The organism is Mesorhizobium japonicum MAFF 303099 (assembly GCF_000009625.1).
Lineage (GTDB): Bacteria > Pseudomonadota > Alphaproteobacteria > Rhizobiales > Rhizobiaceae > Mesorhizobium > Mesorhizobium japonicum.
This window is the reverse complement of sequence record NC_002678.2, coordinates 6,796,180-6,810,514: the sequence shown is the minus strand read 5'-3', so window position 1 is coordinate 6,810,514 and position 14,335 is coordinate 6,796,180. Positions and strand designations below refer to the sequence as shown.

12 protein-coding genes are annotated in these 14,335 nt (G+C 61.3%); 5 read left to right on the top strand and 7 right to left on the bottom strand.

The window, feature by feature from the left end; translation table 11 throughout:
* Positions 1 to 26: 26 nt before the first annotated feature.
* Complete coding sequence (locus MAFF_RS33720; protein ID WP_010915509.1) at positions 27 to 1,214, bottom strand: glycine C-acetyltransferase; 1,188 nt, start codon at positions 1,212 to 1,214, stop codon at positions 27 to 29.
* 303 nt (positions 1,215 to 1,517) lie between these two features.
* Between MAFF_RS33720 and MAFF_RS33715 the strand changes: the two genes are divergently transcribed.
* Together MAFF_RS33715 and MAFF_RS33710 are read left to right on the top strand one after the other, a co-directional pair.
* Positions 1,518 to 3,587, top strand: coding sequence for an EAL domain-containing protein (locus MAFF_RS33715; protein ID WP_044550172.1), 2,070 nt, complete (start codon positions 1,518 to 1,520; stop codon positions 3,585 to 3,587).
* Between the two features lie 68 nt (positions 3,588 to 3,655).
* Positions 3,656 to 4,396: a polysaccharide deacetylase family protein gene (locus MAFF_RS33710; RefSeq protein WP_044550169.1), complete on the top strand. Its 741-nt coding sequence runs from the start codon at positions 3,656 to 3,658 to the stop codon at positions 4,394 to 4,396.
* Between the two features lie 18 nt (positions 4,397 to 4,414).
* Here the strand turns inward: MAFF_RS33710 and MAFF_RS33705 are convergent, their stop codons facing one another.
* Positions 4,415 to 4,813, bottom strand: a complete 399-nt coding sequence (locus MAFF_RS33705; protein WP_244420691.1) for a MarR family winged helix-turn-helix transcriptional regulator — start codon at positions 4,811 to 4,813, stop codon at positions 4,415 to 4,417.
* Between the two features lie 147 nt (positions 4,814 to 4,960).
* On the opposite strand from MAFF_RS33705, the gene MAFF_RS33700 reads away from it, so the two are divergent.
* Complete coding sequence (locus tag MAFF_RS33700) at positions 4,961 to 5,368, top strand: hypothetical protein (protein WP_010915505.1); 408 nt, start codon at positions 4,961 to 4,963, stop codon at positions 5,366 to 5,368.
* 151 nt (positions 5,369 to 5,519) lie between these two features.
* Here MAFF_RS33700 and MAFF_RS33695 read toward each other — a convergent pair whose 3' ends face one another.
* Positions 5,520 to 7,565, bottom strand: coding sequence for an FAD-dependent oxidoreductase (locus MAFF_RS33695; protein ID WP_010915504.1), 2,046 nt, complete (start codon positions 7,563 to 7,565; stop codon positions 5,520 to 5,522).
* 133 nt (positions 7,566 to 7,698) lie between these two features.
* Here MAFF_RS33695 and queF point away from each other — a divergent pair, with 133 nt between their 5' ends.
* A complete protein-coding gene (queF, locus tag MAFF_RS33690; protein WP_010915503.1) occupies positions 7,699 to 8,160 on the top strand; it encodes a preQ(1) synthase in 462 nt (153 codons plus the stop codon).
* Positions 8,161 to 8,169: 9 nt separating this feature from the next.
* Here the strand turns inward: queF and MAFF_RS33685 are convergent, their stop codons facing one another.
* Positions 8,170 to 8,766, bottom strand: a complete 597-nt coding sequence (locus tag MAFF_RS33685; protein ID WP_010915502.1) for a hypothetical protein — start codon at positions 8,764 to 8,766, stop codon at positions 8,170 to 8,172.
* Between the two features lie 231 nt (positions 8,767 to 8,997).
* On the opposite strand from MAFF_RS33685, the gene MAFF_RS38585 reads away from it, so the two are divergent.
* A complete protein-coding gene (locus MAFF_RS38585) occupies positions 8,998 to 10,590 on the top strand; it encodes a class I SAM-dependent methyltransferase (protein ID WP_157866130.1) in 1,593 nt (530 codons plus the stop codon).
* Between the two features lie 218 nt (positions 10,591 to 10,808).
* Here the strand turns inward: MAFF_RS38585 and MAFF_RS33670 are convergent, their stop codons facing one another.
* From MAFF_RS33670 to MAFF_RS33660, 3 genes are all read right to left on the bottom strand, one after another.
* The gene (locus tag MAFF_RS33670) at positions 10,809 to 11,786 is read right to left on the bottom strand and encodes a right-handed parallel beta-helix repeat-containing protein (RefSeq protein WP_032933323.1); all 978 of its coding nucleotides are present in this window, start codon (positions 11,784 to 11,786) and stop codon (positions 10,809 to 10,811) included.
* Between the two features lie 299 nt (positions 11,787 to 12,085).
* A complete protein-coding gene (locus MAFF_RS33665) occupies positions 12,086 to 12,565 on the bottom strand; it encodes a DUF3828 domain-containing protein (RefSeq protein WP_010915499.1) in 480 nt (159 codons plus the stop codon).
* Between the two features lie 97 nt (positions 12,566 to 12,662).
* A complete protein-coding gene (locus MAFF_RS33660; RefSeq protein ID WP_010915498.1) occupies positions 12,663 to 14,312 on the bottom strand; it encodes an ABC transporter substrate-binding protein in 1,650 nt (549 codons plus the stop codon).
* Positions 14,313 to 14,335 lie beyond the last annotated feature (23 nt).

Below are 14,335 nucleotides of genomic sequence, written 5' to 3'. Positions count from 1 at the left end.
CGGAATCGCTTTTCGGCGCCGGCCGCTCAGGCAATCACGCCCAGTTCCCTGCCGACCGCGCCGAAGGCCTCGACCGCCCTGTCGATATCGGCGCTGGTATGCGCCGCCGACATTTGCGTGCGGATGCGCGCCTGGCCTTTCGGCACCACCGGGAAGGAAAAGCCGATGACATAGATGCCGCGCTTCAGCATGCGCGCCGCCATCTCCTGCGCCAGCGTCGCCTCGCCCAGCATCACAGGGATGATCGGGTGGTCCGCGCCGGCCAGCGTGAAGCCGAGCTTGCCCATCTCAGACCTGAATCGCGCCGCATTGGCATAGAGGCGTTCGCGCAAGGCGTCGCCATTGCGGATCAGCTCGAACACCTTGATCGAGGCGCCGGCGATCGCCGGCATAAGCGTGTTGGAGAACAGATAGGGTCGCGAGCGCTGGCGCAGCCAGTCGACCACTTGCCTCTTGCCCGATGTGTAGCCGCCGGAAGCGCCGCCGAGCGCCTTGCCGAGCGTGCCGGTGACGATGTCGACCCTGCCCTCGACGCCGCAATGCTCGGCCGAGCCACGGCCTTGCCTGCCGACGAAGCCGACCGCATGGCTGTCGTCGACCATGACCATGGCATCGTATTTGTCGGCAAGGTCGCAGACGCCCTTCAGGTTGGCGATGATGCCGTCCATCGAAAACACGCCGTCGGTGGCGATCAGCCGGAAGCGGCAATCCCTGGCTTCCTTCAGCCGCGCCTCGAGATCGGCCATGTCGTTGTTGGCGTAGCGGAAGCGCTTGGCCTTCGACAGTCTGACACCATCGATGATCGAGGCATGGTTCAGCGCATCCGAGATGATCGCGTCTTCCTCGCCAAGCAGCGTCTCGAACAAGCCGCCATTGGCGTCGAAGCAGGAGCCATAGAGGATGGTGTCTTCCAGGCCAAGGAAGGACGAGATCGTCGCCTCGAGCTCCTTGTGTTCCTCCTGCGTGCCGCAGATGAAGCGTACCGAGGCCATGCCGTAGCCATAGCGGTCCAGAGCCTGCGAGGCCGCCTTTCGCAGGTCGGCGTTATCGGCGAGGCCGAGATAGTTGTTGGCGCAGAAGTTCAGCACCTTCTCGCCGCCGACCTCGATCTGTGCCGACTGCATCGAGGAAATCACCCGCTCGGACTTGTAGAGGCCGGCCGATTTGAGCCCGGCAAGTTCGCTGTCGATATGGGAGAGAAAAGCTGCGGTCATGATCAGGTCCCGTTTGACGTGGGCAGACTGTCGTCCTGCCCGCGCAAAAAATCCATCGCAAAAGCGACCGGATGGGGTGGGCGGGCAGTATCGGATGTGACGCACGGGCATGGCCCGGGCCACCAGTACACTCGCGCCAACCAATGTTCAAATGCAGGCCGGCGGTGAAAGGAGCCGATAACCATTCCGCGATCTTTCCGTGTCTTCCCCTTGCCATCCGGTTCTCGGTTTCCGGTCCTGTTAACGTTTGCGGTTCAATGGTGGTCATACAGGAATCCGTTGGCGAGAGGGCCGCCCCCGAACATGTCGCAGCAGCCGGTGCAAACCGTTTCAGGCAAGCTCATACTGCTGATCAAGGCCGGCTATTGGCTGGCGCTGCTGATCATCGCCGCCATGGTCGCGGCCTCCTTCGTCCTGCTGCAGCAGACGATGGCCACGCAGCAGCACAACAACACCCTGCTCGATATTGTCGGCACGCAGAAGACCCTGTCGCAGCGCATCGTCTTCCTGGCCAGTGCAACGGGTGCCGCCGCGCGTGACAAGCGACCGGCATTGGTCAGCGCACTGAAGCAGGCCACCGCCGAGTTCGAGACCAACTACGATCTGTTGCTCGAGCAGACCGGCGCGGATCCGCAATCGCCGGCCAAGCTCGATCCGAAGTCGATCGAGAGCGTGCTTTTCGCCAAGCCCTTCCATCTCGATTATTTCTCGGTCGGGCTGATCGCCAATGGCGACCGTCTGATCTCGGCCCTTGAATCGCAACTCAACCTCGACAATGACGGCTACAAGGGCGGCGCCGAACGCGTCAACCTCGATGCCTCGGTCGCCAACGCCACCTTGTCGGGCTATGCCGCACTCGGACAGCGCATCAGCGCCGATGCCGACGAGCGCTCCGAAAAGCTGCTCGCACTCCACCGCACGCTGTTCTACGCCACCCTTGGCGTCATCCTGCTGGTGGCGCTGTTCATCTTCAGGCCGATGTCCAACGCGATCCTGCGCAAGACACGTGAACTGGTCGAGGCGCGCAATTCGATGGCCTTCATCGCGGTTCATGACGGCCTGACCGGCCTGCACAACCGGACCTTCCTGACCGATCATTTCGACACGCTGATCAAGGGCGCGCATCGCCGGCGCGAACGGCTGGCGGTGGTCCAGCTCGACCTCGACCGCTTCAAGCAGATCAACGATACGCTCGGCCACGCCGCCGGCGACTATGTCCTGGTCGTCACGGCCCAGCGCATGCGCGATTCCTGCCGGGCGTCGGATCTGTGCGCGCGCCTCGGTGGTGACGAATTCGTGATGATCCTCAACGGAGCGGGCAGCACCGAAGACATCAACATGCTCGCGCGACGCATCCTGGCGCATATCAACGAGCCGATCGTCTTCCAGGGCACCACCATTCTTCCGGGCGCCAGCGGCGGCATCGCCGTCTATCCGATCGACGCCGACAACGCGCAGGACCTGCTCGTCCATGCCGATCTGGCGCTTTACTCCGCCAAGAAACTGGGCGGCGGCAATTTCTCGTTCTTCTCGGAGGAGTTGCGCCGCGAGCTCGACTACCGCAAGCAGCTCGAACACGACATCAAGGTCGCCATCTCCGAGCGGGCATTCCAGGTCTATTTCCAGCCGCAGGTCTCCTTGACCGATGGCACGATCAGCGGCATCGAAGCCCTGGTGCGATGGAACCATCACGAGCGCGGCATGATCTCGCCGGGCGAATTCATTCCGGTCGCCGAGAAATGCGGCTTCATGCCGGAGATCGGCCGCATCGTAATCGGCAAGGCGATCAACGAAGCCGCCGAATGGAACCGCGCCGGGATTGCCTTCGGGCGGCTTGCCGTCAATGTCTCGGGCACCGAGCTGCGCGAGCACGATTTCGATGCGTTCCTGTTCGAGACGCTGGAAAAGGCCGGACTGCCGCCGCAGAAACTGTCGCTGGAAATCGTCGAATCCGTCATTCTCGACGACGAGAAGACAGGCATCGCGGCGAAGCTGCGTCACATCAGGGCCGCCGGCATCCATCTGGAACTCGACGATTTCGGCACCGGCTATGCGTCGCTCAGCCACGTCAATCCCAATGAGATCGACCGGCTCAAGATCGACCGCCGCTTCGTCCAGAACATCCATGAGAACGGCGACAACTCGAAGATCGTGCGCGCTATTACCGAGCTTGCCCGCGGCCTAGGCATCTCCATCGTTGCCGAGGGTGCTGAAACAGAGGCCGAACTCGACTCACTGATGGCGATCGGCTGCGACCAGGTCCAGGGCTACTCCATCGCCTTCCCGATGCCGCAGGACAAGGCGCTGGAATGGCTGACCGCCCGCATGCCGAAGAAGGCCAAACTGCGGGTCCTGCAGGGCAGCCTGGCGTAGCGGCCTGGCTTGACAACCAGCCGCCGAAATGGCGGCCTGTCGCAAGTGCAATCGGATCGCTGGAGCTTATGACATTCTTTCAGTTTGTCCTGGCGGCCGTTCTGATGTCCGCGCTGCCGGCCCATGGGGCAGATCGCATCATCTATCTCACCTTCGACGACGGCCCGCTGAACGGCACCAGCAACATCCTCGACGTGCTGGAGGCGGAGCAGGTTCCGGCAACACTGTTCATGGTCGGCATGCATGCCGAGGCCGGTGCGTCAAACAAGGCACTGGTGCGGCGCGCCAAGGCGATGCCGCTGGTGACGATCGGCAACCATAGCTACACCCATGCCTATAATCACTACCGGCACTTCTATGGTGATACGGAAGGAGTGGTTGCCGACATGCTCATGGCGAATGTCGTGCTGGGCCTGAAGCCCGCGGTGCATGCGCGACTGCCCGGGCGCGATGTGTTCCGGCTGCCGTCAATGTCAAAGGACGACAACTCGCTCGGCCCCGCGCAAGCCGGCCGCGAAGACCCCGACTACGAGTTCGTCGCTGCTTCCGGCTTCTATCTCTATGGCTGGGATCACGAATGGGTGCACAAGGACAGCGGCGAGCCGGTACAGAGCGTCGATCATCTGGTCAGCGAGATCGATCATCTGTTCGGCTATGGCCACTTCGCCAAACCGGGCAAGCTGATCCTCTTGATGCATGACGAGATGTTCCAGGACGGTTTTGACGGCAAGACGAAGCTTACCGACCTGATCACCGCGCTGAAGCTGCGCCACTACGCCTTTGGAACGATCCCGAACTATGACCACTGAGCCAATGGTCCGGTATTCCTAGCTTTCGACATTGTAGCGCAGCGCAGCCAGTACCTGCGCAAACTCCGCCAGGCGCTCGTCCGGCAGTCCTGTGCGAAGCCGCTTGTCGAAGGCAAGCGCGGCCTGCCGCAACGTCTCGAACAGCGCTTCTCCCGCTTGCGTCAACTCAACCAGATGAACCCGGCGGTTGACGGGATCGCGGCGGCGCGTCAGCAGACCCTGTGCTTCCATCGCGTTGAGGTGGTGGGTCAGAGTCGCGCCCTGGATGCCGATCATGCCGGCGAGTTCGCGTTGATTGGCGAGCTCGCTCGACTTGACCGACAGCAGCGTGAGCCAAACCGGCAAAGTGCCGCCCGCTTCGACCAAAGCGGCGTCAAAGGCCTGGGCGACAAGTTTGGCGGTGCGGCCGAGATTCATGCCGATTGGCGGGCGTTCAAAAGGCGTCATTGCCGGACACTAGACGGTGTTTTTCCCAGATGGAACTGACTCTGCATTTATACATTGACATCTAACTGTTAGATATCTAATTGTTAGATGTCCTGCAGATGAGAGAGGAGAGCCGTCATGCAATATGTCTACATCGTCGTCATCGGTCTACACGTCATGGCAGGGGTGTTCTGGGCCGGCACCACCGTCACGCTAGCCCGCGATCCCGAGATCAAGGCGGAACGCTTCATCCGGCCGCAGCTGGGCGCTGCCGGCATGGTTTTTCTGACGGGCGCGCTGCTGTGGTATTTCTTCCATGGCGCCTATTTCGGCTCGATGGAAATGGTGCTTGCACTCGGCATCCTCGCGGCTTTCGCCGCCGCCGGCGTGCTCGGCGCCATGGTCAGGGCGCCGAGCCGGCAGCTTGCCGGCGCCAATGCGGAAATTGAAACGCGACTGCGCGCCAGAATGGCCATGGGCGAACGCATCGCTGCGTGGCTGCTGGTGGTCACGGTGCTGTGCATGGCGATCGCCAGGATGGTCTGAGCAGCCCCCCAGTTCACTAATCGCACGTTATCCGGCGATGAGCCAATGACGTGCGGGCGCGCGGCCAGGCCGGCATACATGGGCTCTCGTATGCAGGTCCGACCGCGCGCCACCAACATTGGCAATTCCGACGGCTTGGGCGGATTGCGCGTCAGATCCGCAGGCCGAACCTGATGCCGTCATAGATGGCGGCGTGAATGTTGCGCGAGGCGACCGCATCGCCGATACGCAGCAGCACGAAACCTGCTTCGGGATTGCGGACCGGGAAAATGTCGCCGCCGCCGACCAGACGTTCGTAGTCGATCGCGCCGCCATTCTTCGAAAGCGGCTTCAGGCTGAGGTAGAGATCATCGAGCGGCGCCGTGCCGTGCTCGACCACCACCTGGTCGACCCTGCGCTCCCCGCGCCAGCCGTCGGCAAAGTCCGAAGCGAGTTCGGCGACCAGTTGATTGCCTTCGCGCCGCACCGAGCGCAGGCGCGTGTTGATGGTGATGGTGACGCCTCTTTCCTGGAAAGCGCGCATATAGGGCACGTGGTTCATGCCGCCCATTTCGGGGGCAAAGAAACGCTCCGGCGAAACCAGTTCCAGCTTCGAGCCCGCATTTGCGATCAGCTCGGCCGCGCCCATGCCCTGATGGCCGCCATTGTCGTCAAAGAGCAGCACGTTCTCGGCAGGCTTGACGCTGCCGGCCATGATGTCCCAGCTCGACGTGACGAGATTGTCGCCGGCCGACAGCGGCGGATTCTGCGGCAGGCCGCCGGTGGCGACGATCACCACATCGGGTGCTAGTGCCAAAATATCGTCCTTTTCCGCCCAGGTGTCGTAGCGGATCTCGACGCCTAGCCGGTCGAGTTCGGCAAGCCGCCAGTCGATGATGCCGATCAGTTCCTTGCGGCGCGGATTCTGCGTTGCCAGACGTACCTGACCACCCGCTTGCGAGGACGCCTCCAGGATCGTGACCTGATGGCCGCGCTCGGCTGCGACACGCGCCGCCTCCAGTCCGCCGGCGCCGGCACCGACGACGACGACTTTCCGCTTGGGGCCTTCGGTCTTGACGATGATATGCGGAATCTCGGCCTCGCGGCCAGTCGCCGCGTTGTGGACGCAGAGCGCCTCGCCGCCTTCATAGATGCGATCGAGACAATAGGTGGCGCCGACACAAGGGCGGATCTCGTGCTCGCGGCCTTCCATCACCTTCCTGATGATGTGCGGATCGGCAATGTGCGCACGGGTCATGCCGACCATATCGAGCTTGCCGGTGGCGATCGCATGGCGCGCGGTGGCGACATCCGAGATGCGCGCCGCATGAAAGGTCGGGAACTTCGTTGCCGCCCTCACCTCGCCGGCGAAATCGAGATGCGGCGAAGACCGCATGCCGGTCACCGGAATGACCTTGGTCAATGCCGCATCGCTCTCGATCGAACCGCGGATGATGTTGAGGAAATCGACCTTGCCGGAGCCGGCCAGCCGCCTGGCGATCTCGATACCTTCCTCCTTCGACAGGCCTTGCGAAAAATCCTCGTCGGCGACCATACGGATGCCGACGACGAACTTCTCGCCAACCGCTGCGCGCACCGCATCCAGCACCATGTTGGTAAAGCGCAGGCGATTGTCGAGCGAGCCGCCATACTCGTCGTCGCGATGATTGGTGGCCGGCGACCAGAAGCCGTCCATCAAATGGCCGTAAGCCTCGAACTCGATGCCATCGAGGCCAGCGGCCTGACAGCGCTGGGCGGCCGACGCATAGTCGGCAACGATGCGTTCGATGTCCCAGTCCTCGATGGTTTTTGGGAAAGCGCGGTGCGCCGGCTCGCGCACCGGCGAGGCCGAGAGCACCGGCAGCCAGTCGGCCTTGTTCCAGCCGGTTCGGCGGCCAAGATGGGTGATCTGGATCATCACCTTGCAGTCATGCTCGTGGCAGGCCTCGGCGAGTTCGGCCAGCCAAGGCACGATGCGGTCGTCATAGACATGCAGATTGCCGAAGGCCGCGGGACTGTCGCGCGAAACGATCGCCGAGCCGGCGGTCATGGTCAGCGCCATGCCGCCTTTGGCCTTCTCGGCATGGTAGAGCCGGTAGCGCTGTTTCGGCATGCCGTCCTCGGAATAGGCCGGCTCGTGGCTGGTCGACATCACCCGGTTCTTCAGCGTCAAATGCTTGAGCTGGTAGGGCTGGAGAAGCGGGTCGTTGCTGGTCATCGTCTTCCTGCGGTTTCAAATTGGAGCAGCAGGTGCTGCCGCATTTCCTATTTAAGCATCGGATTCGTCCGAAAACCGCTGCGCACTTTTCAGTCCGATGCTAATGAGCGGCAAATTCGAAGGAACCCCGCCCATGATCGATACCAAAACCCTTACCCAGCTCGGCGCGCACGTCGAGACGCCACAGAGCCCCGAAGCAGCGGTCCTGGAAACCGTGCCGTTTTCGCGCGGCGACGGCCCACCGGCGATCGTGCGCTTCACCTGCCCGGAATTCACCTCGCTTTGCCCGGTGACCGGCCAGCCGGATTTCGCCCATATCGTCATCGACTACGCACCCGATGCGGCTTTGGTGGAATCGAAGTCGCTGAAGCTGTTCATGACCTCGTTTCGCAACCACGGCGCCTTCCATGAGGATTGTACCGTCATGATCGGCCGCCGCATCGTTGCAGCAACCAAGCCGCTATGGTTGCGCATAGGCGGCTATTGGTATCCGCGCGGCGGCATTCCGATCGACGTTTTCTGGCAGACCGGCGCTCCACCTGAAGGCGCCTGGCTGCCGGACACGGGCGTCGCCCCTTATCGCGGGCGCGGCTGAGCCGCCGGTTCACTCGCACTGATACTGGCTGAGCGCCCATTCGCCGGTCACCGACAGAAGGTCGGAAATCTTCCAGTCACCGCCAACCTTCTTGAGCTTCCATTCGAGACGGTGCTGGTGACCTTCGACGACGAAGGCGACGACCACCTTGGCTTGATCGCCGTTCACGGCCTCGATGCTTTTCAGGCTCTTCTCGATTGCGAGCTTATCGTAGTCGGCATTGTCGAGCGCCATATTGGCGTCGAGGCATTCGCCCTGCCCCGACGCCCGCAGCGCATCGCTCTTGTCGAGCACCGTCTTGGCCGGATCGACAAAATTCTTGCGCTGGGCTGGATCGAGTTCCAGCCCAATATGTTCGTAGAACGGCCTGACCACTGCCGTCGGCGATCCCGGCAACACGGGCGCGGCCGGCTCGGACGGCGGCCATGCCAGGGGTGGCGTTGCCGGTTCCACCGCGCCGCCTGGTGCATTCGCGGGCGGCGACCCACCGTCGCCCGGCGCGGTCTGCGCCGGGGCGTTTGCCGGCGGGGCGCCAAACAGCCCCTGTGCGGCGGCGCAGGACCCTGCCAAAACGCACGCGGTCACCAGGGCCATAAAACGGGCCATTGCATCACTCCAGGCTTCGAACGGTCATGCGTTCAGGCGGGCGGAATGTCCAGCCTTTGGTCGTCGAAACCTGGTCACCAAGATGCAGAATTCGAGGAAGCCAACAAGCACTTCGCTCGCGCGAAGCATTCTGCCAGCACCAAGAAACTTGCAGCCATGTCTGGCTGGCGGGTTTTTTGCGTATAGTGTGCCAGTACCCTGCCAGATTCCGTCAACAAGGAAGACTGTCTTTTGAACTATCTAGACGCCTTGGGGCTGACCCATGAAACGCTTCGGCCGGCAAACTATTGCGAGATCGGCTGCAGACTGGGCTATAGCCTGGCTCTATCGAGAGTTCCGGCCATCGGCATCGATCCCGACTATGAGATCAAGGTCGCGTTGACCGCCCCCACGCGGTTGTTCAACACCACCAGCGACAGTTTCTTCGCACGCGATGACGTAGCGCAAATCCTCGGGGCCCCCATCGATTTGGCGTTCATCGACGGGTTGCATCTTGTCGAATTCGCTCTGCGCGATTTCATGAATCTGGAGAAGCATGCCAGTCCAGACAGCGTCATTGTCATTGATGACCTGCTGCCACAGCACATGGACTACGCATCGCGGCAACGCAATACAACTATCTGGACTGGTGATGTCTATCGCCTGGTACCTATTCTTCGCCACTACCGGCCCGATCTGGACATTCGGGTTTATGATGTCGACATGAAGGGTTTCGGCCTGGTGACCCGGCTCGATCCATCGTCGGACGTGCTCGCCGGCAACTATGGCGCCATCGAAGCCGACATATTGGCTGGGAAGTGGTCATTCCCAACCGCTGCAGCCATCCGCGACCACATGCAGCCACGCGCCACGGATCTGTTGGCTAACGATCTTGGGATCATCGCGGCACGGCGCACGGCCAAGGCGTCGAAGCAATCGGACCGGCGCGCGGCGCCAGCATTGCCGCAGCGCAGGCCGCGTCTCTCGGTCATCATCTGTGCCTACGATATGGCGCGCGAGGCACCCCGCACGATCCTGTCCGCGACCGCTCCCTATCAGAAGGGACTGAAGGAGGATGAATACGAAGTCATCGTCGTCGACAACGGTTCGAGCACGCCGCTCACATACGACAATCTGCCGCCAAATGCGCAAATCGTGAGAGCGCCAGACCCCAGGCAATCGCCGGTGTTTGCTTTGAATTGGGCTGCCCGCGAAATCGCCAAAGGGGAGATTTTGTTGTTTGCCATCGATGGCGCCCGCATATTTTCCGAGCGACTGATCGATGAGACTGTAAAAGCTCATGACAGGATGGAGGATGCCTTTGTGTTCTCGCTGTCCTGGCACATTGGTCCCAAGGTGCAGATGCAGTCGGTGCCGGAAGGATATGGGGCAGAGATCGAAGATGGATTGATCCGTGCCGTGCGCTGGCCCGACGAGTCGGACGGGCTGTTCGGGATTTCGGTATTAGCCGGCTCCTCAAGCAATGGTTTCTTCGGCGACATCACGGAAAGCAATTCTTTCTCGATAAGCCGCACATTGTTCGACCGACATGGCGGCTTCGACGAACGTTTCACGTCCCCAGGCGGAGGCTTGGCAAATCTCGAGATATTTCGTCGCTACGTGACGCGCCCTGATGCGCGCAATGTCTGCCTGCTCAGCGAGGGGACGTTTCACCAGGTCCATGATTCCGTGGCGACCTCGGGCAAAAACAGGTGGGAGGCTTTTGCCAGCGAATACGAGGCAATCTTTGGCGGTCCCTATCTCAGACCTTCATATCATTGCTTTTATCAGGGAAAGCCGCGCGCCGGTATGGTTCCATTTATCCTGCAATCGCTTCAGGGTTGATTGCCGGTCGCCGGCGAAACGCGATCGATCGGGTTTCAAGATGTTCCTTGCGGCTAGGCAGCCTGAAGGCTGCCAGCGCGGCGCCATGCAGCACCGAAACCGAGTGGCTAGCTGAAGCACCCCCAAAGTCCGTGGAAAGCTTGGTCTGCAGATCTTACTGCATTCCACCGGACAGCGAGCACAGCCCGGTGGAATGATCTGTCATGCAACAAGAACGCTTATTGCAGCGGCGCACCTCCAGGTCCAGGGAATGCCGTCAGCGGCGTGCCATCCGAGACATTTCCGGAAATCATGTTGTTCTTGAACGACTGCACCACACCCGATCCGCTAGAGCCGACGCCGGTCAAGTTGGCGAACACGGTCGATCCGCCAAGAGTGACGATCGAACTTCCGGCGCCGCTGGCAGCCGCACCATTGGCATTCACGCCCACGCCGGCATTGGATGACACCGTCGTATTTGTTACCGTGGCGCGGACCGGGGAGGCTGCGGCAACCGTCTTTACGGTCACGCCGTTGCCGCCGTTCCCGCTGACCAGGCTAGCTGTCAACGCCATATTTATGGCCAAGGTGTTACCCGTCCCGTCGACGGTGATGCCGGTGCCGTTGTTTGTGACCTCCGTTCGCGTGAGCGCAGCGTTTATCCCAACGGCGCCAGTCGTCTTGATCAGGATGCCATTCGTGGCTGCCTCGGATATCCGGGTATTGCTGATATAGATTTCGGTAGGTCCGTTCGGCGCGACTTCCACGCCCTGGCCGGTGACCCGCTGGATGATCGAATCCTCGATATGCAGTTGGCCCTGACCAAGAAAGCGTACGCCATTCAGGCCTGTGCCCACGCCATCGATATCCAGCCCCCTGAGATGCACAACGCTTCCAGCCGGAGCGTTGACAACGACACCATTGGTTCCGGCGGAGAGAACCCCACCTTCCGTATATACACAGTCGATCGTAATCGACTTGATGATTGTCACGGCGCCGAAACCACCCGGATCGAGGCAGTTGATCTCCCCGCTGACAGCCGTCTTCGAGATTGCCCCGGCAAAGGTCTTGCAAGGCGCCGTGCGGCTACACGGATTGGCGTCGTCACCAACGCCGGAAACCCAGGTCCGCGTCGCCTGCGCGGAAGCCGGCGTGGTGATCACCGCCATTGCCAAAGCGAGAAACAGCGAAGATAATAGGTAGCCTAGAATTTTCATGATCATTCCCCCTAAATGGAACAAGAGATTCGTTCACAACCAAGCGGAGGAAGTCTAGCGCTTCGCCTTGTCAAAAGCAACGTGACGTCAAAACCGGATCGCTGATTTGAATTTCTCGTGCGCGCGGCGATTCGCCAAGCTACGCGCCACCATTATACGTTTGTTACATCGCCTTCACACTACATTCGAAGCGCTCGGCGTTCCACGAAATTTAGAAAACTTCACGCGCCGGGGATGCCGCGTAGCGACGCGAAACCGCCGATACGACGCCCCGGCCGGAACGGCCGAGGCCACGGCAATCACTCCGGATCTTGGCCCGCCATGCATTCGAGCTGGCTCAGCGTCCAGTCGCTGGTCTTCGAAGCAATGTCCGATACCTTCCACTTGCCGTCGACCTTCTTCAATGACCAGTGCATTTCGCGTTGCGAATCGTCTCCGTCCGAAAACAGCTTGAAGCTTGCCACCACTTGCGCCGTGTCGCCATCCACCGTCTCGGACAATTTCAGGGTCTTGGAGACCGTCTTCTGATCGAAATCCTGCGCATCAAGACCGGGATCGAAATCGATGCAGGCGACCTGGTCGGGATTCTTCTTGGTCGCCTGGTCGTTGAGATCGAACAGCTTCGTCACCGGCGCGGTGAAGCGATCCCGGTATTGTGCATCGGCCTCGAATTTGACCGCCGGAACATAGAAGAACTTCACGGCGTCCGACGCCGGCCCGGCAAAGGCGGCCGCGGGCAAGGCTGTCAATAGGGCGGCAAGGAGCACTGTCCGTCTCATGCAGAATCTCCGGCTCTTGGTGGCTTGAAACAATCAACACCACGCATCCTGCATACCGGCTTTTTTGCTGCTCATGAAGCCCCTGCCCGGCCTCCTTTCAGCCGTCGAGCCAGACGTTCTGGAAGTCCATTTCGTAGGTCTGGTGCATCCCGTAGTTCTTCACCTTCTTGTTCATGTGGCAGTAGAGCTTCTGCCAGAACGGCTGGATGATGACGCCGGAGTCCTGCAGGATCTGCTCGACATCCTTCATCACCTCCTTGCGCTTGGCTGGATCGGCCAGTGACAGCGCCTGCTTCAGCTTGGCGTCGAAATCCGGGTTGGCATAGGCCGTTTCGTTCCACGCCTCACCCGAGCGATAGCCGAGCGCCAGCACCTGCACGCCGAGCGGGCGCATGTACCAGATGGTCATCGAATAGGGATATTTCGTCCAGTCGTTCCAGAAGGTCGATCCCGGCAGAACGGTACGCTTCACCTTGATGCCGGCGTCGCGCAACTGGCCGGCGATCGCATCGCCGGTGTTCTTCTGCCATTCGTCTTCTACGGTGATCAGCTCGTGCTCGAAGTCGGCCTGTCCGGCGTCGGCCATCAGCTTCTTGGCGGCGGCGGCATCCCGCGTCTTCTTGGGCAGCGGATAGTATTCGGGGTGGATCGGGGCGACGTGGTGGTTCTCGCCAACCGTGCCGAGCCCGGCGTAGCCCAGCTGCATGACGGCATTGTTGTCGACGGCCATCTGCAGCGCATTGCGCACCCGCTGGTCGTCATAGGGCTTATGGGTGATGTTGGTGCGGGCAACGAGCGTGGTCGCCGTCGCGACCTCCGATTTCACCAGACCCATCTTGTCTAGGGGGTCGATGAAGTCAGCCGGCGTTTCGAAATCGAGGTCGATCTCGCCGGACTCGAAGGCATTCAGCGTGGCGTTGAAGTCAGTGCCGTAGTCGGTGAATTCGACGCTGTCGAGTGGCGCTTCGCCGCCCCACCACTTGCCGTTCTCGCGGCGCTTGACGACCGCCTTCGCACCGACTGCATAGGACACCAACTCGAAAGGTCCGGTCCCGATCGGTTTCTTGATCGGATCGGCGCCGTCCTTGTCGAAGTCACGGTGCACGACCAGCGCGGGATAGTCGGTGAAGCCGGGTATGATCGCGATGTCAGGTTCGGAGAGCTTCAGCTTGACCGTGTTGTCGTTGACCTTGGTGATCGCACCGTCCTTGGCCTTGCCGCTCTTCGGATCGATCAGCGCGCCGACGCGCGCGGCCATGGAATTGCCGGAGGCACCCTTCTCGCACCAGCGGTTCAGATTGGAGACCACGTCGTCGGCGTTGAAAGCATCACCATTGTTCCAGGTTACGCCCTTGCGAAGATGCAGCGTATATTCGGTGGCGTCGTCATTAACGTCCCAGCTTTCGAGCAGGACCGGCTCGAAAGTGAACTGCCTGGTATAGCGGACGAGCGGCTCCAGCCAGGTCCGGGTGACGTTCGCCATTTCCGTCCAGTCATATGTGCGCGGGTCCTTCTGCGCCTTGACCGACATCGCGACGCGCAGCGTTCCGCCCTTCTTCGACTCCTCGGCCAGGGCCTGTCGCGGCGCGGCAAGACCGATCATGCCATAAGCAAGAGCCGTCGATGCGCCGAAGGCGCTTGCCAGCGCCAGAAATTCACGCCGGTCCATGCGGCCGGCGCGTGCCTCCTGCGCCATGGCCTCGATAGCGCTCGGGACGCGATCGCCATTGCTTCTGAAAAGCGTCATTTTCTTCCTCCCTTATGGTTCCC